Annotated in this window: 25 protein-coding genes and 1 riboswitch; of the genes, 19 read left to right on the top strand and 6 right to left on the bottom strand. The window is 27.8% G+C overall.

Annotation, left to right across the window (positions count from 1 at the left end; all coding sequences use genetic code 11):
- Both BMW96_RS11730 and BMW96_RS11725 read left to right on the top strand, forming a co-directional pair.
- The coding region (locus BMW96_RS11730; protein WP_177165846.1) for a PD-(D/E)XK nuclease domain-containing protein at nucleotides 1-303 on the top strand (303 nt) is incomplete at its 5' end.
- A gap of 82 nt (nucleotides 304-385) precedes the next feature.
- Nucleotides 386-4741 (top strand): discoidin domain-containing protein, encoded by a 4356-nt coding sequence (locus BMW96_RS11725; protein ID WP_092356170.1) that lies wholly within the window; start codon nucleotides 386-388, stop codon nucleotides 4739-4741.
- Between the two features lie 24 nt (nucleotides 4742-4765).
- On the opposite strand, the gene BMW96_RS11720 is transcribed toward BMW96_RS11725, so the two are convergent.
- Nucleotides 4766-4969, bottom strand: coding sequence for a hypothetical protein (locus tag BMW96_RS11720; RefSeq protein ID WP_092356167.1), 204 nt, complete (start codon nucleotides 4967-4969; stop codon nucleotides 4766-4768).
- Nucleotides 4970-5485: 516 nt separating this feature from the next.
- Nucleotides 5486-5664: riboswitch (Lysine riboswitch) on the top strand.
- A 61-nt stretch (nucleotides 5665-5725) separates the two neighbouring features.
- Between BMW96_RS11720 and BMW96_RS11715 the strand changes: the two genes are divergently transcribed.
- The 8 genes from BMW96_RS11715 (at nucleotide 5726) to BMW96_RS11680 (ending at nucleotide 11946) form a co-directional block, all read left to right on the top strand.
- Nucleotides 5726-6196, top strand: a complete 471-nt coding sequence (locus tag BMW96_RS11715; RefSeq protein WP_092356164.1) for an ACT domain-containing protein — start codon at nucleotides 5726-5728, stop codon at nucleotides 6194-6196.
- A gap of 12 nt (nucleotides 6197-6208) precedes the next feature.
- Nucleotides 6209-7102: a 4-hydroxy-tetrahydrodipicolinate synthase gene (dapA, locus tag BMW96_RS11710; protein WP_092356161.1), complete on the top strand. Its 894-nt coding sequence runs from the start codon at nucleotides 6209-6211 to the stop codon at nucleotides 7100-7102.
- 1 nt (nucleotide 7103) lies between these two features.
- Nucleotides 7104-7847, top strand: coding sequence for a 4-hydroxy-tetrahydrodipicolinate reductase (gene dapB, locus BMW96_RS11705; protein ID WP_092356158.1), 744 nt, complete (start codon nucleotides 7104-7106; stop codon nucleotides 7845-7847).
- Nucleotides 7848-7860: 13 nt separating this feature from the next.
- Nucleotides 7861-9168: a diaminopimelate decarboxylase gene (lysA, locus tag BMW96_RS11700; protein ID WP_092356154.1), complete on the top strand. Its 1308-nt coding sequence runs from the start codon at nucleotides 7861-7863 to the stop codon at nucleotides 9166-9168.
- Nucleotides 9169-9276: 108 nt separating this feature from the next.
- Nucleotides 9277-9975, top strand: coding sequence for a LytR/AlgR family response regulator transcription factor (locus BMW96_RS11695; RefSeq protein ID WP_092356150.1), 699 nt, complete (start codon nucleotides 9277-9279; stop codon nucleotides 9973-9975).
- Nucleotides 9972-11198 carry a GHKL domain-containing protein gene (locus BMW96_RS11690; RefSeq protein WP_092356147.1) on the top strand — a complete coding sequence of 409 codons (1227 nt, stop codon included), beginning with the start codon at nucleotides 9972-9974 and terminating at the stop codon, nucleotides 11196-11198. The genes BMW96_RS11695 and BMW96_RS11690 overlap by 4 nt, the downstream gene beginning before the upstream one ends.
- A gap of 72 nt (nucleotides 11199-11270) precedes the next feature.
- Nucleotides 11271-11840 carry an accessory gene regulator B family protein gene (locus BMW96_RS14850; protein ID WP_092356144.1) on the top strand — a complete coding sequence of 190 codons (570 nt, stop codon included), beginning with the start codon at nucleotides 11271-11273 and terminating at the stop codon, nucleotides 11838-11840.
- Entirely contained in the window at nucleotides 11833-11946 is a 114-nt protein-coding gene (locus BMW96_RS11680) for an AgrD family cyclic lactone autoinducer peptide (RefSeq protein ID WP_157796065.1), read from the top strand. Before BMW96_RS14850 ends, BMW96_RS11680 begins: the two co-directional genes overlap by 8 nt.
- 182 nt (nucleotides 11947-12128) lie before the next feature.
- Here BMW96_RS11680 and BMW96_RS11675 read toward each other — a convergent pair whose 3' ends face one another.
- Both BMW96_RS11675 and BMW96_RS11670 read right to left on the bottom strand, forming a co-directional pair.
- The gene (locus BMW96_RS11675) at nucleotides 12129-12623 is read right to left on the bottom strand and encodes an ECF transporter S component (RefSeq protein WP_092356138.1); all 495 of its coding nucleotides are present in this window, start codon (nucleotides 12621-12623) and stop codon (nucleotides 12129-12131) included.
- A gap of 95 nt (nucleotides 12624-12718) precedes the next feature.
- On the bottom strand, nucleotides 12719-13417 hold the full coding sequence (locus BMW96_RS11670; protein ID WP_092356135.1) for a GTP pyrophosphokinase: 699 nt from the start codon (nucleotides 13415-13417) through the stop codon (nucleotides 12719-12721).
- A 73-nt stretch (nucleotides 13418-13490) separates the two neighbouring features.
- Between BMW96_RS11670 and BMW96_RS11665 the strand changes: the two genes are divergently transcribed.
- Nucleotides 13491-13853: a hypothetical protein gene (locus tag BMW96_RS11665; RefSeq protein ID WP_092356132.1), complete on the top strand. Its 363-nt coding sequence runs from the start codon at nucleotides 13491-13493 to the stop codon at nucleotides 13851-13853.
- A gap of 228 nt (nucleotides 13854-14081) precedes the next feature.
- Nucleotides 14082-16073, top strand: coding sequence for an AAA family ATPase (locus BMW96_RS11660; RefSeq protein WP_092356129.1), 1992 nt, complete (start codon nucleotides 14082-14084; stop codon nucleotides 16071-16073).
- 59 nt (nucleotides 16074-16132) lie between these two features.
- Here the strand turns inward: BMW96_RS11660 and BMW96_RS11655 are convergent, their stop codons facing one another.
- Together BMW96_RS11655 and BMW96_RS11650 are read right to left on the bottom strand one after the other, a co-directional pair.
- Complete coding sequence (locus tag BMW96_RS11655) at nucleotides 16133-16711, bottom strand: DedA family protein (protein ID WP_092356126.1); 579 nt, start codon at nucleotides 16709-16711, stop codon at nucleotides 16133-16135.
- Nucleotides 16683-17627: a Na/Pi cotransporter family protein gene (locus BMW96_RS11650; protein ID WP_257606884.1), complete on the bottom strand. Its 945-nt coding sequence runs from the start codon at nucleotides 17625-17627 to the stop codon at nucleotides 16683-16685. The genes BMW96_RS11655 and BMW96_RS11650 overlap by 29 nt, the downstream gene beginning before the upstream one ends.
- A gap of 123 nt (nucleotides 17628-17750) precedes the next feature.
- Here BMW96_RS11650 and ispD point away from each other — a divergent pair, with 123 nt between their 5' ends.
- From ispD to BMW96_RS11635, 3 genes are all read left to right on the top strand, one after another.
- Nucleotides 17751-18386 (top strand): 2-C-methyl-D-erythritol 4-phosphate cytidylyltransferase, encoded by a 636-nt coding sequence (gene ispD, locus BMW96_RS11645; RefSeq protein WP_092356121.1) that lies wholly within the window; start codon nucleotides 17751-17753, stop codon nucleotides 18384-18386.
- A gap of 118 nt (nucleotides 18387-18504) precedes the next feature.
- On the top strand, nucleotides 18505-19368 hold the full coding sequence (locus BMW96_RS11640; RefSeq protein ID WP_092356118.1) for an AraC family transcriptional regulator: 864 nt from the start codon (nucleotides 18505-18507) through the stop codon (nucleotides 19366-19368).
- 15 nt (nucleotides 19369-19383) lie between these two features.
- Nucleotides 19384-19857, top strand: a complete 474-nt coding sequence (locus BMW96_RS11635) for a hypothetical protein (RefSeq protein ID WP_092356115.1) — start codon at nucleotides 19384-19386, stop codon at nucleotides 19855-19857.
- A gap of 56 nt (nucleotides 19858-19913) precedes the next feature.
- On the opposite strand, the gene hdhA is transcribed toward BMW96_RS11635, so the two are convergent.
- Entirely contained in the window at nucleotides 19914-20708 is a 795-nt protein-coding gene (hdhA, locus tag BMW96_RS11630; RefSeq protein WP_092356112.1) for a 7alpha-hydroxysteroid dehydrogenase, read from the bottom strand.
- Nucleotides 20709-20891: 183 nt separating this feature from the next.
- Here hdhA and rpsF point away from each other — a divergent pair, with 183 nt between their 5' ends.
- From rpsF to BMW96_RS14235, 4 genes are all read left to right on the top strand, one after another.
- Nucleotides 20892-21173 (top strand): 30S ribosomal protein S6, encoded by a 282-nt coding sequence (gene rpsF / locus BMW96_RS11625; RefSeq protein ID WP_092356109.1) that lies wholly within the window; start codon nucleotides 20892-20894, stop codon nucleotides 21171-21173.
- Nucleotides 21174-21187: 14 nt separating this feature from the next.
- The gene (ssb, locus tag BMW96_RS11620; protein ID WP_092356107.1) at nucleotides 21188-21661 is read left to right on the top strand and encodes a single-stranded DNA-binding protein; all 474 of its coding nucleotides are present in this window, start codon (nucleotides 21188-21190) and stop codon (nucleotides 21659-21661) included.
- 17 nt (nucleotides 21662-21678) lie between these two features.
- Nucleotides 21679-21909, top strand: a complete 231-nt coding sequence (rpsR, locus tag BMW96_RS11615; RefSeq protein ID WP_004610903.1) for a 30S ribosomal protein S18 — start codon at nucleotides 21679-21681, stop codon at nucleotides 21907-21909.
- 87 nt (nucleotides 21910-21996) lie between these two features.
- A partial coding sequence (locus tag BMW96_RS14235) for a transposase (RefSeq protein WP_177165845.1) occupies nucleotides 21997-22400 on the top strand: 404 nt, incomplete at its 3' end.

Raw genomic sequence — 22400 nt, 5'->3', positions numbered from 1 at the left:
TATCATATGATGGCATTAGGAATGTGTGCATGGCTATGTCATGATTATAAGATTATAAGTAATCGAGAAGCAGGAAAAGGAAGATGTGATATAGTTTTAAAAGCCAGGAAAGAAAATCAAATTTCTTATATTCTGGAATTTAAGTATGCAAAAGACAGTAATACCGATTTAAATGAACTGGCAAAAAGAGCAGTAGAACAAATCAAAGACAGAAAGTATGATATTGAATTAAGGGGAAATGTAATCTATATTGGATTAGCACATTATCAAAAAGAAGTAGAAATTGAATGGCAAGAAAAGTAGAAAAGAATAGGAAACAATTTTCAATATCATTAAATTAAGATGGAAATTACCATTATTTGTAAAAAATGGTGCTATTGTTCCAATGTATGATGAAAACAATAATGTTGCACCAATTACAGAAAGTAATCCAAAAGGGTTAGATAAAACAAAACGTATTATAGAATTCTGGCCTGAAGGAAAAACATCATATGAATTATTTGAAGATGATGGTATAACAATAGACTATTCTAATAAAGAAGAAGTTAATTATGGAAGTAGTGTTTCTACTAAGTTTACTTCTGAAGTAAAAGGTGATGAAGCTATTTTACGTGCAGAAGCATCAAAAGGAACTTATCAAGGTTATGATTCAGATAGAGATACTACATTTGTTGTAAATGTTTCAAAAGCACCAGAAGCAGTAACTGGAAAAGTTGGTTCTGCAAATGCTGAATTTCATGCAGTTGATAGTAAAGAAGCATTTGATAATGCAACTGGTAATGTATATTATTATGATGAAACACCTAATTTAAATAAATATGCTACAGAGGGAAGCGAATTTGCTAATGTTGAAATTACAACAACTCCAAAATTATATGTAAAAATTGAAAATACAGATGTAAATAAAAATGCTATCGAAGTAACGGTCAAAGGATTTGAAAATAAGCAAGATTTAGCTGGTAACCAAGAAACTGATACTTTAACAGCTCCAACAGGTTTGGCAACATTAGAAGACCAAATTACTCCAACTGAAATTCCATTAGTATGGGATGCAGTAGAAAATGCTACTGAATATCAATTGGAAATTGATGGTAAAATTAATTCAGGTATTACAACAAATGAATTTTTAGTAGGAAATCTTGAATACAATTCTACTCATACATTTAGGGTTCGTGCAGTAAATAGTGATGGATATTCACCATGGAGTGAAGCTTTGACTGCTAAGACAATTGAAGATCCATATCGTAATATTCCAGCAGGAATGGAAGTTACTACTAATGATAGTGCCACAGGATATTCAGCTAAAAATTTAGTTGATCGTGATACTAATGCATACTGGTTCACTAATTGGACAGATGATAGTGTTAATAATCGTGATAAAGTTATTGATTTTGATTATAAAGAAATAACTTCTATGGATCATGTTGATATTTATCCTCATAGTAGTTATTTAAATCAACAGCCTCGAGAAGTAACTATTTTAGGTAGTCTTGATGGTACTAATTATACAACTGTGGTAGATAAGATACAGTTATCTAATGATTCATCAGTTAAGTCGATTGCTTTAAATGGCGCTAAGATGCGTTATATGAAAATGGTTATTTCAAAACCAGCAGGAACTTATGTATGTATGACAGAAATTATGCCATATAAAGTAGATGGTTCAAAAACTTATCCAGTAGGTGATGTTACTCTAGATGGAAAAGTTGATAGTAATGATTTAACATGGATTGAAAACTATACTGGATTAACTAATAAAGATTCAGACTTTAGTTATGTATCACAAACTAATAATGCAGATATTAATGGTGATAATGTAATAGATGCTTATGATATTTCTTATATTACAACTAAATTAGATGGTGGTACTAATAAAACTGGTAACCCTGATGGAAAGATCATGTTGATCGCAGATAAGAATGAAGTAAAAGCAGGAGAAACAGTTAATATTACTTTACTTGGTATAGGTTTAAAAAATATTAATGCTTTCAGTGAAGTTCTTCCAATTGATACTGAAAATTTCTCTTATGAAGGATATCGTCAATCATATGATGTAATTGATATGATGACTATAGCTAAAATGAGAGCTAGAGCTAATGGAAGTGAATTGACAATTGTTAGTACTAATGTTGGAGATCAGGATTTAGTAAATGGTACAATGAAACTTGGTACTGTTACATTAAAAGCAAAAACTGATACAACTTTTGTATTGACTAATGGTATTGCAAAATTAGTAGGACCAAAATTATCATATGTTGATGCTAATATTGATGGTGATACAACAATTCCAGAAACTCCAAGTCAAATTGAAAAAGCAGTTGAAGTAAAAGGAACAACAATTACAAATAATGCATATCCAACTGATGATGGTACAAATGTTGAAAAATTAATTCAACAAAATTCATTTGATGCATTATATAATGGAATGGCAGATGATGAATTTGAATTAAAATGGGATACTGCAGATAATCAAGTAGATGGAGTATTAAAACCAGAAATTTCATTACCTGTTAATCTACATTTAGATATAGATGGACAATTAATGAATATTGTACGTGTTTATGGGCGTCCAACTGGTAATGGGGCACCACGTGTTGTAAGTGCTAATGTAGTTACTACAGATGGTACAACTATTGATTTAGGAACAATTGGTAATCATTCATTAGAAAGTAATGGAAATCCAATATATAGTAATTATCCAAGTGATGGAATATTCACATTTGAATTAGATGAAGCAGTAGAGGTTAAAACAGTAAATATTACTTTTGAACATGCAACAGGTACAGCTGGTGATTCAAATAATCCATATGATCGTATGTTAACATTAAGAGAGATCGAATGTTTATATGCTCAAGATATTCCAGTTACAAGTATTGAATTAGATAAAGATAATCGTGATACTTTATATGTAGGAAATTTAACTAACTTCAACGCTAAGGTTAGTCCAGAAGATGCTTTAAATCCTTATTATACTGTGACAAGTGATAATGAAGATGTAGTAAAAGTATTAACTATTAAAACAGCAAGTGGATTTGCATTCATGTTACAACCACTAAAAGAAGGAACAGCAAATATTACAGCAACATCAGTAGATAATAATACTATTTCAGTTACTCAAACTGTAACAGTAAAAGTAGGAACTGATACAAATGCATTGATAGATGTATTAAATGGTGCAGAAGCTTTAAATAAAGATTTCTATACTATTGACAGTTATACTATATTATTAAATGCAGTTAATGAAGCAAAAGAATTATTATCTAATGATCCAACTCAAGATCAAGTAGATCAACTAGTAAGTAAAATTAAGCGTGCTATTAATGGATTAGAGTTAAGACCTGTAAATTCAAATAATCGTATAGAAGGTATTACTATAGCAGATTCAAGTGGACAAGCTAGTTGGAGTGAAAATGCATCTAATATTTTAGATGATGATATAGGAACATATTGGTTAACTCCTCAAACAGGAATGCCACAATGGGTAGTTGTAGATTTAGGAAGTGTTTATAATTTAACTGATGTTACATTCCTTCCTCGTCAGGGTGGAAATAATGGTGATATTATTAAAGCTGCTATTTCTGTAAGTACAGATGGACAAAATTATACTGATCTTGGACAGTTTGAATTTGATAATGATGGTACTAAGTTACTTGATAAAACTGTATTTAAACAAATGAAATTTATTCCTACTGATGCAAGATATGTTAAAGTAACAATTTTGGAAACATTAGGAAATCCAGTAAATAGTTGTGTAAGTGCAGCAGAAATGCGTTTCTATGGCAATGTAGATGTTGATAAGAGTGAATTACAAGAATTATATAACGAATATTTAACATTGAATGAAGCAAATTATACAACTGAATCTTGGGTAACATTCGCAAATGCAATGGCTGATACTAAAGTTGTATTAGATAGAGCAGATGCAACACAAGAAGAAGTAAATAATATTAAAACTATATTACAAAATGCTAAAAATTCATTAGTTGAAGTTGTTATTAAAACAAATAAAACAGCATTAGCAATTGCAATAGAAATGGCAGAAAATGCAAGTTTAGAAAATGTAGTACCAGCAGTAGTAGAAGAATTCAATGCAGCATTAGAAAATGCTCAAACTATTTATGTAAATGATAATGCAACACAAGAAGAAGTGGATAATGCATTTACTAGATTAGCAAATGCAATGCATATGTTAGAATTCTACAAAGGAAATAAAGAATTATTACAAAAACAAGTAGATTTAATAAATGATTTAGAATCAAATAAATATATAGAATCAACATGGAATGCGATGTTACCAGTATTAGAAAAAGCAAATGAAGTATTAGGTAACGAAAATGCAATGCAGGAAGAAGTAGATGAAGTATATAGTGAATTAGTAAGAGCATTTATTAATTTAAGATTAAAACCAAATAAAGATTTATTAAGTGGTTTAATCAATCAGGCAAATGGACTAAATAGAGCTAATTACACATCAGCATCATTAAAAGCAGTAGATGATGTAATGGAAAAAGCAAAAGCGGTATTAGAAGATTCAGAAGCAACACAAGAAGAAGTAGAAGTTGCAGTGTCAGCTCTAACAAAAGCCCTAGCAAGCTTAGAAGCAAAACCAGTAGAAACAGTAAAACCTGGAGATACAACAGTAAGTGTAAAAACTGGAGATGATAATGTAATTGGAGCAACAGTTGCATTAATGACATTGAGTTTAGCTGGATACTATATTTCAAAAAAAAGAAAATCTTAGATTAATTTTTATAAAACTTTATAGTTATAAAAACTTACCGATATAAAAAGTCGGTAAGTTTTCATTAAATTTGAGGAGACAATGATTATTTCTATGATGACATTTAATATTAAGAATATTTTCAATAAAGAGCTTTAACATAAAGATACAGTCAGGATCTAAGTCATCATGAAGTAAGTACTTGAATAAAACATCATTTTTTAAATCATTACAAAATTGTTTTGACATAGAAAATACCTCCTAATAATATATACAAAAGAATTATTCATATTACTTTATAGAAAACAAAAAAGAAGCAAGAAATGTTATCCTACTTCTAGCATTTAATAATATTCATTTATTTTAATAAAAGTAATGGTCTTTATATAAATCTTTAGCTAATTTATTAAAAACATAATAAAATTATTTTATAATTTTATGTAAAGTCCTATACTTATCCTTGAAACTTTTTTAATAGTTGTATGGGAAAGCTATTTTTTGATTTAAAAACTAATTAATTGAGAAAGTTTTTTAGCATTCAATTATAAAATAATTAAATAACTTAGGAATTCAGGTATTATTAAATTATTTTATTCAAGAATATTTTATGCATAGATGTAAAGATATGATGATTTATAGTTATTTATCATAATGAGTTAAATCAAATCATATATTAATGAGAGAAAGCAAAAAATCTTCTTATATAGTTATAAACATTATAATGCTATTGTAATATATGCTCTATTGTGATATATTGTAAGAAAGTTATGAGATAGAGGCGCGAATAGTTATGAAATTTTTATTAGAAGATGCAAACTAGATAAAAATGGGGGAGCTTTCGCCGAAGGGGTAAATGATTGCATGCGTTTATACTCTGGGCTTATAGAGAATATCTATAAGACTGTCATTATCATTAATATTGATAATGGTGAGCTATCATTGTTCATATGTTAACTATGTTGCAATGATTACTCATTGCAACTTTTTTTACGAAGGAGAATAGCGATGGAAAGACTTATTGAAGCAGTGAGCTATGAAGAAGATATTATTCAATTAAGGTTAACTAATGTACCAAAACATCCAATAGTAATTGCTAAGATTTTTACTATTTTAAGTGAATGTGATGTTAACATTGATATGATTTCTCAAGTAATGATTGAAGATGCTATGCAGATAGAGATTACACTAGATGAAAGTTATCAAAAAAATTTAAACAATGCAATAATACGCTTAAAGGAAGAAGTTAAACAATTAGAAATTGCTACTAATCGAAAGTATTTTAAAATAGCAGTTGGTGGAAAGATGGTTGAGTTTACACCTGGAGCTGCTGCAAAAGTATTTACAATTTTAGGTAAAAATAACATTCATTTTTATCAAGTTACAACATCAAAAAGAACGATTTCTTTTATCGTTGATAAAAAGGATAAAAATTTAGCAATAGATAAATTAAATGAATCTTTTGATTTAAAATTATAGGAGGAGAATTATATGGCTATTTTTGAAGGAAGTGCAGTAGCACTTGTATTACCAATGAATGAAGATGGAAGTATTGATTATGATGGTTTTAGACGACAAGTAAAAAGAATGATCGATGGTGGAGTTAAAGCTTTGTTAGTTAATGGTACTACAGGAGAAACAGCAACTATCCATATTGATGATGAATTTGAATTATTAGACATTACACTTGAAATGTCAAGAGGAAGTGATGTTAAGGTTATTGCAGGTGCTGGATCAAACGATACAGCTACTGCTTTAAAGAAAGCTAAATATGCTAAAGAAAAAGGTGCTGATGCTATTTTAGTAGTTACACCATATTATAATAAAACTAGTCAGCGAGGGTTAATTACTCATTATACAACAATAGCTGATACAGTAGATATTCCAATGATTCTTTATAATGTACCAGGCAGAACAGGAGTAAAAATTGATGTTAATACAGTAGCAACATTAGCAAAACATAAAAATATTGTTGCAATGAAAGATGCTACTGATAATATTGCTTATGCAATGGAAGTATTGGCAAAAACACAAGGCATGGATTTTGATTTATATTCAGGATGTGATGATAACATCTTACCATTTATTTGTGCAGGAGGAAAAGGAGTAATCTCTGTACTATCAAATATATATCCTCGTCAAACTGAATTATTAGTACAATTAGCTTTAAAAGGTGATTTACCAAGAGCTCAAGAACTAGCCTACGCATTAGAACCAGTAAGTCGTTATTTATTTGCAGATATAAATCCTATTATGCCTAAAGCAGCCTTAGCTAGAATGGGAATTTGCAAACCAACCCTAAGATTACCATTGATTGAAACTACTGAAGAAAATAAAAAATTACTATTTGATGCTATGGATGCATTTGAAAAGTTGGGGTTATAAAATGAAGGTAATTGTATATGGATATGGATTGATGGGTAAAAAGGTTGCTAATAAGGTAAGAAGTCAAAGCGGTATGGATTTAACAGCTGTTATAAGTTATGAGTTTGATGAAAAAATACCTGAAAAAAGCTTTAATTCTCTAAAAGAGTGTGTGGAAAAAGCCGATGTTATCATCGACTTTTCTCACCCTAATAATTTAGATGATATTTTATCTTATGCTTTAGAAAATAAAACAAAATTAGTTATTGCTACAACAGGATATAGTACAGAACAATTGGCTAAAATCAATGATGCCTCAAAACAAATTCCAATCTTTCAATCTTACAATACATCTTATGGTGTACAAATGGTAACTAAGATATTACGTCAAGTAGCCAAAGAATTTTATGAAGCAGACTATGATATTGAAATACTTGAAAAACATCATAATCAAAAAATAGATGCACCATCTGGAACTGCTAAATTATTATATGAAGTAATTGAAGAAGAAATTGGTGAAACAACACCAATATATGATCGTAGTGCTTTACATGAAAAGAGAACACACGATCAGGTTGGAATTCAAGCAATGCGTGGTGGAACAATCTTTGGAGAACATACAGTAATGTTTGCTGGAATAGATGAAATTATTGAAATAAAACATACAGCATTGTCAAAAGAAGTTTTCGTACAAGGGGCTATTAGTGCAGCTTATGCATTAAAAGATAAAGAAAAAGGTCTCTATACATTAAAGACATTATACTAATCAGGGGGATTATATGGTATTACAAACAGAATTTGCACAAATTAAAAATAATAATTTATACATAGATGATGTTAAAGCTACTGATTTAGCTGAAAAATATGGAACACCACTTTATGTTATGAGTGAAGGGCATATTAGACATCAATTCAATAAACTTAAAACAAAAATGATTGACAAGTATGAAAATACTTTACCACTATTTGCTTCTAAATCATTTTCATGTTTGGCTATTTATAAAGTAGCTAAAGAATATGGAGTAGGAATTGACTGTGTTTCAGCAGGTGAGATTTCTGTAGCATTAAAAGCTGGATTTGATCCTAAGAAGATTTATTTTCATGGGAATAATAAACTTCCCTCTGAAATAGAATATGCTTTAAGTAATGGGGTTGAAAATTTAATTATTGATAATTTTCATGAAATTGAATTAGTTCAAGAAATAGCTCAAAAATTAAATGTTGTAGTAAATGGCGTAGTAAGAATTACACCAGGTGTATATGCAGGTGGACATGACTATATTAGAGTTGGTGCTAAAGATACAAAATTTGGATTTAGTAGTCATGATAATACATATTTAAAAGCAATAAAGAAAGTAATAGATGCACCAAATATAAATTTCGATGGAATACATTGTCATGTTGGAAGTCAAATCGAAGATGTTCAGGCCTATGTTTTAGCAATGAATAAATTTGTTGATATTTCATATGAAATTTATGATATATTTGGAATCGTTATTAATAAATTAAATGCTGGAGGGGGCTTTGGAATAGCATATACAGAAGCTGACAAACCTTTAGAATTTGAAACTGTTGTTGATACAATAATGGAAATTATAACAAAAGGATTTGAAGCACGAGGATTAAAAAGGCCGATGGTTTTAGTTGAACCAGGACGCTATTGTGTTGGAAATGCAGGAATAACTTTATATACTGTAGGGTCTTCTAAATATATAAAGGATATTCGTGATTATATTAGTGTTGATGGGGGAATGACTGATAATATTCGTTCAAGTTTATATGCAGCAAAATATGATGCAATTATAGCAAATAAAGCAGAAATGCCCACAAGTCATTTGGTAACTGTAGCTGGTAAAAACTGTGAATCAGGAGATATTTTAATAAAAGATATTATGTTGCAAGATTCACAGCCTGGTGACATATTAGCTGTTTTCTCTACAGGTGCATATCACTATTCAATGTCTTCAAATTATAATCAATTGCCTAAACCAGCGGTGGTATTTACATATGAAGGAAAATCACGAGAAGTAATTAGAAGACAAACATTTGACGATTTAGTATACTATGATATTGATTCAACATATTAAGAAGCGGCATATGCCGCTTTTAATATTTAAAATTATACCAATTTTATAAAAAAATCTATAAAATCTAACATATTTCTATGGTATGATTATTTGGAAAAGGGTGATGATATGAAGATACTAATTGTAGATGATGATCTTATTTTTGGCGAAATGTTAGAAAATATTATTAATAAAAAGTTTAGTGATAAGAAAAATGAGATTGTGGTAGTAAAAAGTATAACTGATATAGATATGAAACAAAAGTATGATTATTATTTTATTGATATTCTATTAGAAGGTGAAAATGGAATAAATTTAGGTGAAACAATAATTAATAAAAATTATTTTGCGAAGATAATCTATATGTCATCTGAAAATAGTCTAGTTTTTGATACTTTTACAAGTAAAGTTTATTTCTTTTTAAGAAAGAGTAATTTAAAAGAAGATTTAGAAAGATTATGTCTTAAAATAGAACAGGATAGCATAAAAAATACAGATTATATTGAAGTAGTTTTTGAACGACAAAGACAAATGATTTTAAAGAAGGATATTATTTATATTGAATCAAATAGAAATAAGTGTACAATTTATATGTATGATAAAAAAATATATGAAGTATACAGAACATTAAAATCATTCTTAGGAGAATTAGATGTTAATAAATATTTTCGTTTAAATAATTATACAATTATAAATCTTGAATATGTTAAAAATGTTAATAGTAAAAACGTTACATTGATAAATGGCACAACATTTGTTTTAAAAAGAAACTATGATGACTTTATTGATGCTTATCACAATAATTTTATGAAGAGGTTTAAACAATGATAATAAATTTTGTAGAATCGCTAATAGCTTCATTTTTCTTTACAAATTATTTTGATTTAAAAATAAATAAGTATATATATTTTATAATAAATTTTATTTTAATTTCTGCAGAAATAAATATTTTTAATTGTTTTGGGGATTTTAGTATTATTTTGCCATTAGTGGTTGTATTTACAGCAACTATAATAGCATTTTATGCATCAAAAAATAATTTATGGGAAATTTTATTCATTTCATTTTTTGATGAATTGATTGTTGGGTGGGCAATAATTGTTTCATTATTCATAGATGGTTATGTTGTTCAAGAGGTAAGAACAGTTATTGCAAAAATCTTATATTTTTTAATCGTATGTTTAGTTATACATTTTTGCAAGAGAAAAGAAATTAGAGTTAATATACTTTATTGGAGATTATTAACTATAGTTGTAGTAATATTTTATTTTGCATATATAATTTTGTTACAATTTTATTTGGGAATGACTTTGGATAAGGGTTTAGTATTTTTGACATTATTATCACTTGGTTTATCAGTTATTGGTATAGCAGTATTGGTTTACTATATATCTGAATTAGAGCATAAACAACAAGAAACACAATTTTCATTACAAAAGTTAGAGATGGAACAAAGTAATTATCAACAATTGAACAATGTATCAAAAGAAATTAAGATAATGAAGCATGATTTAAAACATGATTATGTGCTAATAGAAAATTATTTAAAAGAGAAAGAATATTTAAAGATAATGAAAATAGTTGAATCAAGAATGCAGGAGGTACAAGAAGTAACAACCACTATTAATAGTAATAATAATATAATAAATGCAATTATTAATTATAAAATGATGATTGCAAATAGTAAGAATATAAAAGTTAATTATGAAATAAATGTAAGTGGTAAAGAATATATGAAAGATTATCATTTGAATGAGTTACTTTCAAATTTATTAGATAATGCAATTGATAATTGTTCCAAGAATGATCCTAAAATAGAGGTATTTATTGAAGAAGATGTATTTTTATATTTAGAAGTAATTAATAAAATAAATGATTCAGTTTTAAATAAAAATCCTGATCTTCGTACAAGTAAATTAGGAGGTAATCATGGACATGGAATAAAAAGTGTAAAAAGGATTGTAAATGAGTATCGTGGCAGTGTAAAATTCTTTGAAAAAGATAATAAATTTCATGCATCAATAATAATTCCATTAAATCATCCTCATTAAAAGTCCATTTGTCCCAAGTTTGTTTATTTATGTCATAAAATAATTTATTATGTATACGAGGAGGTGAAATGATTGATACAAGGTATATCTAATTGGTTTTTAAAAATATATAAAAGTAGAAGTAATTTGGACTATGATGATGAAATATTCATTTATGGTATTGAAGTAATGATTACATCCTTACTTAATATATTTTTGTTATTATTTATTGGGATAATAAGTGGTACAGTCAACCAAGCGATAGTTTACTTCGGGAGTTATGCGTTTTTACGCAAATTTATCGGTGGATATCACTGCAATACCAATTTTAAATGTATTGCATTTAACGTTTCTAAGTATATAATCTTTGTATGTATTTACCCACATATAATGATTAATGAGATAATAATGATGTTAATAATTACGATTACATTAGTGCTGATAATATTTAAGGCTCCCTTCGAGCATAAGAATAGATTAATTAATGATAACGAAAAATCTGTCTATAAAAAATACTCATTTATAATTACTTCATTTTATGCAGTGATTATATTATTGTCTAGTACATACAGTCACATTTTGTCCTATGTTTTAGTTGTCATTGATTTATCGTCGATACCTTGTATTATAGAAAGTTATGGAAAAAGTTCTAAAAATGTTTAGTAAGTTAGTTCTTGCTGCTTCTAGTGGAGCTGTTAGTGGCGCTTCTAGAATTGGTGATTATCAACCAAAAGAATCAGAAACTCTAAAAAAATTAAAGAAATTTTAATAATTAATATTGCTTTCTTATAATCATTTGTCTTCTCTTATTATATGGCCATATTATTATATAAAAATCAAACACTAAGATTATCTTGCGTTTGCTTTAATTGTGGGGAGAAATAATATCAATTAAGTTGTAAGAATAATTTTAGTAGCAAAAAAGCTAGATACATTATGTATTTAGCTTTTTTACTCTATATAATCAAATAGTTTTGTTGTTTGTAACATTTTAAATAAAACAATAAAAATAAGAAAACCAATAATTGTTTGCATTGTTAATCCAGGCAATGCTCCCCATGCAGCAGGCCAGGTAAATAAAAATGCTTCAACAATTGTATAAGCAAATATTTGGAAGAATCCCCCTAATATAGCTCCAATAATAGAACTAAAATTTTTATCAATTATGCTAGCCATAATCCATGCCATAATAAACTTGATAAATAAAGTTGGTATAATCCAAATTGTTGCACCACAAAGAAGGTCAGCTAATGCTCCTCCTAATGCACCAGCAATACTCCCATTTCGTTTACCTAATATAATTACACTAGTAAATATCATACTATCACCTATATGGAAATACCCACCTGTTGCTGGATTTGGAAATCTAATTGAAAAAGTACCTATAAAAATTAAAGTAATCATTAAAGCGGTAAGTGTTATTTTTTTTGTTTTCTTATTTACCATATTTAACCTCCCTTTTAGAATTAACAATATTTTATCAAACTATTGTATATACTAAAATGGTCAAAAATATAATATTTTATATGTACAGTTTTAAACTATGGTACTAGATTTTTCTTTTTTGACTTACTTAATTCTTCATAAATTCCTTGCATCTTATAATCTAAATTAGAAATAGTTTTAGCACACTCAATTAATTCATCACGAACTCCATCAGGAACCTCATTATCAGCTTTATAACGTAAATGATGTTCAAGACTAGCCCAAAAGTCCATAGCTATAGTCCTGATTTGAATTTCCACAGGAATAGGCTGTACTTTCTCAGCTAAGAAAATAGGAACTTCAACTACTAAATGTAAGCTGCGATAACCATTGTTTTTAGGATGTTTAATATAGTCTTTTTTCTTTATTAATTTGATATCACTTTGTTTAATAAGCATATCAGCTATTTTATAGACATCACTAACATAGTTACAGATTACTCTTACACCAGCAATATCTGTTAAATTTATAACAATTGATTCTAATGAAACCTCTAAACCTCTTTTTTCTAATTTACCTAGAATACTTCTTACAGATTTTAAACGATATTCCATATGATGAATGGGATTATGATCATGTTTAATTTTAAATTCATCATCAAGAATTTCTAACTTAGTTTTTACTTCTTTAATTCCAGCTTCATATATTTGTTGTAAAGCTAAAAATTCTTGAAGTGTATCAGTTATTTCATAATTAGCAAACACTGGTGAAAAAGGATCGCTAATAATTTCTTTTTGCATTATTCTATCAGCCATAAAAATACCTCTTTTTAATTATTTTTGTATAATTTAATCATAGTTGGTAATAATGAACTTGAGGTGAACAGATATGAAAAAAACAATTGTTATTTTATTAATTTTAATGAATGTAGTAAGTGTTGATGCTTCTAGTAATAATCCTAAATATAAAATAATTGCAAATAGCAATAATGAAAAAGATATTAAAAAAATGTATGAAATAAAAGATGATTTAATTAATGATTATCGTAATTGGATTAAAGGTGTTGATGATATTGATCAAGTACTAGCAGATCATCAAAAAGATTATCAAGCTAAATATTACAATGGTGAATATAAAATAATATTAGGAAAAGGAAAAGGAAAAACACTTACAGGAACACTAAAAGCTAGTTATTGTACAAGTAGTAAGGAAATTAAAAAGAAATCATTTCTTGCAGAACTATTCTCTTAAATTATTGAGAATGGTTTTTTTATTTTTATAATTAAAAGATTTTAGTATCTAATTATGAGGGAATTTAATGAGGATAAAGAGTTATATTTGAGTAAAAATAATTGATGTAATAGAATCTCTACATATAAATGTTAAACAGTTCTCTAAAGGTAACTGTTTTATGTTTAAAATAAACTGATTCGTTAATAATTTAATGTGTTAAACATATAATAAAATTAGAGGTGAAACATGTTAACAAAATTTGATGAACAAGCCCAAAAAGCAATTGTTGTAGGTGAAAGTATTGCTTTTGATTTAGGACATAATAATGTTGGTAGTGAACATCTGTTATTATCATTATTAAAAATAAGTGATTCAAAATTAAAAGAATTAGTAAAAAAATATAATGTTAATGATAAGTGTATATATGAGGATATAAAAAGGTTGTTTGGTGCAAATGATGATCAACCTTTTTATATGGAGTATAGTGAAGCTGTAAAAAATATTTTAGAAACAGCAGTTGAAATTACTAATGAGCAAAATAAAAGTAAAGTTACTTTAAATATTTTGACAATTGCATTATTAAAAAGCGAAGAAAGTGTAGCATATGAGTTATTAAAAAAATATCAGGTGGATTTTGAAGACATTATATATCAGTTAAATGAAAGTAGTGAATTAGAGACTAAATTAGATCAAATTCAATCATTGGTAAACCTCAACAAAAAGGTAAAAAAGGGCGAAAAATTAATTGTTGGAAGACAAAATGAATTAGAAAAACTATGTATGATTTTAAGTAAAAAAGAAAAAAACAATGCATTAATTATTGGTGATGCTGGGGTAGGAAAATCAGCATTAGTAGAAAAATTAGCTTATTTAATTAATGAAAAGCAAGTAAATGATGGCTTAAAGAAAAAAATTATATATGAATTAAGTTTATCTAGTATTGTTGCAGGAACCAAATATCGTGGTGAATTTGAAGAAAAATTAAGAAAAATAATTGATAAAGTAAAAGAAATGGATAATGTAATTATTTTTATTGATGAAATTCATAACATAATTGGAGCTGGAGGCGCAGAAGGAGCGATAGATGCTGCAAATATCTTAAAACCTTATTTAGCTAGAAAAGATTTAACAATTATTGGTGCAACTACTACTGAAGAATATTATCAACATTTTGAAAAAGACCAAGCAATGAATCGTCGCTTTAGTGTAATAACACTTAAAGAAAATACAAAAGATGAAACATTTGATATTTTAAGAGAAACTAAATTATTTTATGAACAATTCCATAAAATTGAAATTGATGATGAAGTATTAAGATATCTAGTAGATAATGTTGACCATTATATCAAAAATAGAACTTTTCCTGATAAGGCAATTGATATCTTTGATCTTGCATGTGTAAAAACAAGGTTCAAACAACAACATATTATTACTAAGCAAATAGTAAAAGATGTAATCGAAGAATATACTTCTATTAAAATTAATGATAACTATGATTTTGATGAAATTAAAGTAAAATTAAACAATCAAGTAATTGGACAAAGTGAAGCAGTTGAACAAATAATTGGACAATTAAAAATTAATAAATCTTTAAGTCAGCCAGCTGCAATAATGCTTTTTACAGGTAGTAGTGGAGTAGGTAAAAGTGAAATGGCTAAACAGTTAGCAAAACATTTATCACGAAAATTAATTCGTTTAGATATGAGCGAATATAAAGATAACAGTAGTATACAAAAGATTATTGGAGCAGCACCAGGGTATATTGGTTATGACAAGCCTAGTTTATTGTTAGCACAGTTACAAACATATCCTAAAAGTATAATTTTGTTAGATGAGATTGATAAAGCTAGTCAGGATGTTATGAATCTATTTTTACAAGTATTTGATGAAGGATATTTAGAGGATAATCATAAAAGAAAAGTGTATTTTAATAATACAATTATCATTATGACTACTAATCGAGGAAGTGCTAGAAGTAATCTTGGTTTTAAAAAGAATACTGTATCTAAAAAAGTTAATTATGGTTTTAGTGAAGAATTGTTAGGTCGTGTAGATGAAGTAATTAATTTTAAAAATCTTACTAAAACAGATTTGAAAAAAATTATTCGTAAAAATATACATCATGAAGTTAAAGAAGAAGATATTAATAATATTTTAAAAGACTATGATACAAAACAACAAGGGCGAGGTATTATTAAGAAGGCAAATAAATATTTTCAAAGTAAAGCTAAAGCATGATATTAAAACATAGACTTATTATTAGGTCTATGTTTCTTTTATTTAAAAGAAACGAGAGCTTATAAACGCTTTCGTTTCTTTATCATTATGATTATTAAAAAAATTATTCCAGTAATTAAAGCATATTGTTTAAGATATTTGCTAATCAAGATCCAATTATTACCTAATAAAATTCCTAAAAATACCAATATTGTATTCCAAATAATGGATCCAAATAAAGTATAAATAGAAAAATTAAAGAAATTCATTTTAGTTATCCCTGCAGGAATTGAAATAATAGAACGTATAATAGGAACTAAACGACCTAATAAGACAGCTAAACTGCTATATTTATCAAACCATTTAACTGAACGATCAAAATCATTTTCCTTAAAATGACAATACACTAAAATTTCTTTTAGACGATCAGTTTTAATTAAATATCCCATAAAATAGAGGATAACAGCGCCTAAATATGAACCTAAAGTTGCAACTATGATTACAGCATGTGGTTGTAATGTACTTATGGTTGTTAAAAAGCCACCAAAAGTTAGAATTACTTCACAAGGAATAGGAGGAAAGATATTTTCAATTGTAATTAAAATAAAAATTGCTTTATAACCATATAAATTAATTAGAGCAAGAATACTTGTTAGCACTATATCCCTCTTTTCTAGAGATTGGAATTATTTTATACGCAAGATATATCAAAGTATTGTCAAATGGTAGTAATATTATTGTTGATATTATATTGAAAAAAGTGTGCATATAGGCTATTTGCATCATATAGTTAGGTGTTAATGAGCCAATAAATTCAACAAATGGTATAAAGTAAGATGCTCCTACAAAAGCTATTGTACCAATTACGTTTATTAAAATATGAATAACTGTAAGACGTTTAGAATTTCGATCACCATTTATAGATGCTAATAAAGCGGTGATACAAGTACCGATATTTTGACCATAGATAACATTAGTAGCCATAGCAAAGCTAATTAAACCTTTTTGATAAATTGTTTGTAAAACTCCTACAGAAGCAGTTGAGCTTTGAATCATAGCAGTAAATATAGTTCCAGTGATTATAGCAGTAAGAGGATTGTTCAATTTTGAAAATAATTCAATAAAGTATGGTGAGCTTTGAAGTGGAATAAGAGCAACTGACATAGAATCCATTGCTAAAAAGATTAATCCTAGTGCTACAATGACTCTCCCAAAATACATTAATTTATTTTTTGATAACATTAAAATTAAACCTATTCCACAAAAATAAATAGCAGACTGTCCCAAGTCTAAAGCTATCATTAAACCTGTGACAGTAGTTCCAATATTAGCCCCAAGAATAATCCAAGTAGCTTGATTTAAAGTGATAAGATGACTGTTTAATAGGCCAATAAGAATAACTGTAGTAGCAGAAGAACTATGAATAACTGCAGTTATTGCAGTTCCTATTAATACACCAAGATATTTGTTTGATGTTAGCTTGTGAAGAATATCTTTTAATTTATTTGTTGCTAGAGTATCAAGACTTGAGGACATAAGGTGCATACCATATAAAAAAACGCCTAAACTTAAGATAAAACCAATTATATTTTTTATAATAAAATCACATCCTTATTATAAGTATATTAGCTAATTAATTAATAATGTTTATTTTCAAGATAATCATAAGGTGATACAATAAATGAAAGGGGTGAGATGATGGATTATAGTGTAATTGTATTATGTGCTGGAAAAGGAACTAGGAGTGGATTAAATTACAATAAAATGTTATATAGTTTTAAAGATAAAACTGTATATGAGATGACTATGGAGTTGTTTTTAAATGATAATCGTTGTAAACAAATTATTGTGGTTACAAAAAAAGATGAGCTTAATGATTTAAAAAAGTTAATTGTATCAGATAAAATAGAATATATCTTTGGTGGCAAAGAACGCCAGGATAGTGTTTATAATGGTTTACAGGCAGTAAATCAAAGTCATGTTTTAATTCATGATGGAGCTAGACCATATTTGAAAATTGATAATGTAAATGATTTGCTATTGTGTTTAGAAAGTAATGATGCTTGTTTATTAGCAGTACCTGTTAAAGATACAATAAAGATATGTAAAGATGGAAATATAATAGAAACATTACCTAGATCAATGTTAATGCAGGCTCAAACTCCACAGGCTTTTAAAACAAGTTTAATTAAAGAATGCTATCAGTTAGGTAAGGATAGTGATTTTTTAGCAACTGATGATACATCATTAGTAGAAAAATTTAAAAATATTGAGATAAAAACTGTTATGGGAAGCTATGATAATATTAAGATAACTACTCCTGATGACTTATAAAAAGACATTTCATTTATTGAAGTGCCTTTTTTAATGCTATCCAACTAGTACTAAAAAAAAGATGAAGCTAATTTTTATAGATGTTAAAATGATTACATGATTTAGAAAGAGGTATCTAATGGAATGGAATGAAAAATTACAACAAATTATTGATTATATAGAAAATCATTTACAAAGAAAAGAAGAACCAATAAATATTGATGAAATAGCTAAAATAGCTGGATGTTCTTTTGGATTTTTTCAAAAAGTATTTTCTTATATGAATGGGATAAGTTTTTCTGAATATATTCGCTATAGGAAGCTAACATTAGCAGGATATGATTTAAAAAGTACAAACATTAAAATAATTGATTTAAGTTATAAATATGGTTATGATTCACCAACATCTTTTATAAAAGCGTTTCAACAGTTTCATGGAGTTTCACCTAAGCAAGCTCGTGATAATGATGCTAAATTACAAGTCTATCCTAAAATGAATCTTCTTGAAAAACAGAAATATACATGGAAACTTGAAAGTAGAAGGTCATTTCGTTTAGTGGGAAAAAGTATTAAAGTTTCATATGCAAATGATGCACATTATAGTCAAATATTAAAGTTTTGGAGCGATATCCAAAGGGATGGAACTTTTTTGCAATTAATTTCAATGGATGAGGGAAATCCGATGGGAATGTTTGGGATGTTCAGTAAATATGATAAATATTATAACGAGATTGAATATTCTATCATGGTGATATCAAATCAAGAAATGCCTGAAGGATTTGTTGAATATATTATTCCAGAAGTTACATGGGCTATTTTTGATTGTCGAGGTGCAATGCCACAGGCAATTCAAAGGGGGTGGAAGTTTTTAAATGAGGAATGGATAATAAAATATCCATTTAAGCATGCTAAATGTCCAGAATTTGAATGGTATAGTAATGGAAATGTTTATGATCAAAATTATTTGAGTCAAATTTGGATACCGATTTTAGAAGAAAAATAAGAAGGGGAATTTTATATGGAAGATAAATTTAAATTATTTCTTGAAAGTATTGATGAAAATAATCGGGTTTTTGTAGAGGAATTAAATGATTTTTTAATTGAGAGTAATTGTAAATGTGATATAAAGTCTGCTAAAAGTGGATATCTTGTTTCATATATTTTAAAGGATAATAAACGGACATTAGCATCATTTGTAATCCGTAAATCTGGGGTTAAAATTCGTATTTATCCAGAGAATATTAATAAATATCAAAGTTTTTTAAATACTTTGCCAAGTAAAATGAAAAAAGATGTTAAAAAAGCGTCTGTTTGTAAAAGATTAATTAACCCTGATGATTGTAATCCCAGGTGTGCTAAGGGATATAGTTTTATACTAGATGATGAGACATATCAAAAGTGTAGATATATGGCGTTTATGCCAACATTAAACAAAGAAAATAATCCTTATATTAAACAATTTTTAGAACAAGAATTAACATGTAGAGTTTAATTTTATATATTTAAAATAACACCACATTGTGGTGTTATCAATATTAATAATAGTATTTATCTTTTATACTGGTTTTCAATTATATCTGCATATAAGGGGGTAACCATACCAAATCCACCATGAATTGCTAAAATTTGACCAGTAGTAAAAGCAGATTCATCGCTAGCAAAATATATAGCAGCGTTAGCTATTTCTTCAGGAAAAGCCATTCTTTTAATAGGGGAGTGTCTTAAAAAATAATCTTTAAAAACTGAAGTTAAGTTATTATTTACAGCATCAGTAGCAGTCATACCAGGAAGTATTGCATTACATCGAATATTATAAGAAGCCGCTTGTCCTGCAATTTCTTTAGTTAAATAGTTAATTGATGCTTTTGATACACCATAAGCTATTTGAGATATATCAGGAACAATACCACTGATTGAACTAATATTGATAATACTGCCACCATTTTTCTTCATATATTTAATTGCATGCTGACTTGCGATAAAGACACTGCTAATATTCAGATTAATGATATTAATAAAATCATCATATTTAGTATATTCAATATTTAAATCTATTTTGGGGTTTGAGGTACCAAAATTATTTATTAAAACATCAATTTTTCCTTCATTTTTAATGACTTCATCAATCATTGAAATATAAGTTTCTTGTTTATTGGCATCATTATATACAACTTTAATGCTATAACCATTACAGTTTAATTCTTCTGCTATCAAATTAGCTTGTTCTAAATTACGTGCTGCCATATACACAGTAGCACCTTCTTTTGCACATAATTTTACAATTGCTAAACCAATTCCACGAGTGGAAGCAGTAACTAAAATAATTTTATTTTTTAAACGCATAATCTTTCACCATATAATAATTATATCCAAATATATTTTTTTAAACAAAAGCAGCGGTAAAATCAAATAAATTATTGCTTTGTTATTAATGTTATGCTATTATATCCTCGCATGTAAAAATATTAAATTTACTTGCCTGCTTATCCAGAAGAGATAAGCCAATAGACCATAGGAGGTATAGAAATGAACAAGTATGAGATTATGTTTATTGTAAAACCTGATGTTGAAGACGATGCTAGAAACAAATTAATCGAAAGCTTTAAAGGAGTTTTAACAGCTAACGATGGAACTATTGATAGCATTGATGAATGGGGATTACGTGATTTAGCATATGAAATCGAAGATTACAAAAAAGGTTACTATGTAGTTGTAAATGCAAGTTGTACACCTGCAGATGTTGCTGAGTTTGAACGTTTATCAAACATCAACACTGCTATGTTACGTCATTTAACTCTTCGCAAATAGTAGGAGGCACATAAATGATAAACAGAGTAGTCTTAGTTGGTAGAATGACTCGGGATCCTGAGCTTAGAAGAACACCTCAAGGTGATGCGGTTACATCATTTACTTTAGCAGTAAATCGTAATTTTACATCTAGAGATGGTCAACAACAAGCTGATTTTATTAACTGTGTTGTTTGGCGTAAACCAGCTGAGAATGTTGAAAGATATTGTTCTAAAGGGAGTTTAGTTGGAGTTGAAGGAAGAATTCAAACTCGTAGCTATGATAATTCTCAAGGACAAAAAGTATATGTAGTTGAAGTGATTTGTGACAGCGTTCAGTTTTTAGAAACTAGAGCTGCTCGTGAAAGAGCACAATCGCAGCCTCAAATGCAAATGCAACAACCACAAAATAATGATAATTTCTATGATATGAAAACAGTTGAATTAGAAAAAGAGTTTGATAATTCACTTAATACATATGATATCATGGAAGATGATATTCAGTTTTAAAGAAAGGAGTTTTTAATATGGCATTTAGAAAACAAAGAATGGGTAGAAAAAAAGTTTGCTACTTTACAAAAAATAACATCACTTACATCGATTATAAAGATGTTGAATTATTAAAAAGATTCGTTTCAGCTAATGGAAAAATTATTCCTAGACGTGTAACAGGTACTAGTGCTAAATATCAAAGAATGTTAGCAACTGCTATTAAACGTGCTCGTCAAATGGCTTTATTACCATATGTTGGTGATTAATTGATACTAAAAAACCTTGATAAATGATATGAGGGCCTTCTAGTAGACAGCGTAAATAATTAAACGCTGATACAGGAGGTTTTTATATTGAGAAGAAAAAGTAAGTATTCAAAAGAACTAAAATTAAGTATTGTAAAAAGATATTTGGATGGTGAAGGATCAACTGTTTCTTTAGCTAAAGAAATAAATGCAACAGATGGAGTTGTGGGTAATTGGGTTAAGCAATATAATGTAGGAAAACTAATGAAAGAAAATAACATTAAAGCTCACTACATTAAGCCGTATACTGTAACAACTAAAGACTGTGACTTTTCAAACAGATTACATAATATTCTAAAAAGAGATTTTAATCCAAAGGCACCGGATGAAGCCTGGTGTACAGATATAACCTATATATATACACAAGATGAGGGTTTTGTATATTTAACCAGTATAATGGATCTGTATTCAAGAAAAATAATAGCCTGGACACTAAGCAGGACATTAGAGGT

It is taken from the genome of Thomasclavelia cocleata (assembly GCF_900102365.1).
In the GTDB taxonomy this organism is placed as follows: domain Bacteria; phylum Bacillota_I; class Bacilli_A; order Erysipelotrichales; family Coprobacillaceae; genus Thomasclavelia; species Thomasclavelia cocleata.
The sequence above is the reverse complement of the archived record's forward strand: the minus strand, read 5'-3'. Positions and strand labels throughout refer to the sequence as shown.

What these genes read in the sequence shown, in the direction of transcription:
- BMW96_RS11725 (WP_092356170.1), top strand. Translation starts at nt 386, where the DNA reads ATGTATGATGAAAACAATAATGTTGCACCAATTACAGAAAGTAATCCA.
- BMW96_RS11720 (WP_092356167.1), bottom strand. Translation starts at nt 4,969, where the DNA reads ATGTCAAAACAATTTTGTAATGATTTAAAAAATGATGTTTTATTCAAG.
- BMW96_RS11715 (WP_092356164.1), top strand. Translation starts at nt 5,726, where the DNA reads ATGGAAAGACTTATTGAAGCAGTGAGCTATGAAGAAGATATTATTCAA.
- dapA (WP_092356161.1), top strand. Translation starts at nt 6,209, where the DNA reads ATGGCTATTTTTGAAGGAAGTGCAGTAGCACTTGTATTACCAATGAAT.
- dapB (WP_092356158.1), top strand. Translation starts at nt 7,104, where the DNA reads ATGAAGGTAATTGTATATGGATATGGATTGATGGGTAAAAAGGTTGCT.
- lysA (WP_092356154.1), top strand. Translation starts at nt 7,861, where the DNA reads ATGGTATTACAAACAGAATTTGCACAAATTAAAAATAATAATTTATAC.
- BMW96_RS11695 (WP_092356150.1), top strand. Translation starts at nt 9,277, where the DNA reads ATGAAGATACTAATTGTAGATGATGATCTTATTTTTGGCGAAATGTTA.
- BMW96_RS11690 (WP_092356147.1), top strand. Translation starts at nt 9,972, where the DNA reads ATGATAATAAATTTTGTAGAATCGCTAATAGCTTCATTTTTCTTTACA.
- BMW96_RS11680 (WP_157796065.1), top strand. Translation starts at nt 11,833, where the DNA reads ATGTTTAGTAAGTTAGTTCTTGCTGCTTCTAGTGGAGCTGTTAGTGGC.
- BMW96_RS11675 (WP_092356138.1), bottom strand. Translation starts at nt 12,623, where the DNA reads ATGGTAAATAAGAAAACAAAAAAAATAACACTTACCGCTTTAATGATT.
- BMW96_RS11670 (WP_092356135.1), bottom strand. Translation starts at nt 13,417, where the DNA reads ATGGCTGATAGAATAATGCAAAAAGAAATTATTAGCGATCCTTTTTCA.
- BMW96_RS11665 (WP_092356132.1), top strand. Translation starts at nt 13,491, where the DNA reads ATGAAAAAAACAATTGTTATTTTATTAATTTTAATGAATGTAGTAAGT.
- BMW96_RS11660 (WP_092356129.1), top strand. Translation starts at nt 14,082, where the DNA reads ATGTTAACAAAATTTGATGAACAAGCCCAAAAAGCAATTGTTGTAGGT.
- ispD (WP_092356121.1), top strand. Translation starts at nt 17,751, where the DNA reads ATGGATTATAGTGTAATTGTATTATGTGCTGGAAAAGGAACTAGGAGT.
- BMW96_RS11640 (WP_092356118.1), top strand. Translation starts at nt 18,505, where the DNA reads ATGGAATGGAATGAAAAATTACAACAAATTATTGATTATATAGAAAAT.
- BMW96_RS11635 (WP_092356115.1), top strand. Translation starts at nt 19,384, where the DNA reads ATGGAAGATAAATTTAAATTATTTCTTGAAAGTATTGATGAAAATAAT.
- hdhA (WP_092356112.1), bottom strand. Translation starts at nt 20,708, where the DNA reads ATGCGTTTAAAAAATAAAATTATTTTAGTTACTGCTTCCACTCGTGGA.
- rpsF (WP_092356109.1), top strand. Translation starts at nt 20,892, where the DNA reads ATGAACAAGTATGAGATTATGTTTATTGTAAAACCTGATGTTGAAGAC.
- ssb (WP_092356107.1), top strand. Translation starts at nt 21,188, where the DNA reads ATGATAAACAGAGTAGTCTTAGTTGGTAGAATGACTCGGGATCCTGAG.
- rpsR (WP_004610903.1), top strand. Translation starts at nt 21,679, where the DNA reads ATGGCATTTAGAAAACAAAGAATGGGTAGAAAAAAAGTTTGCTACTTT.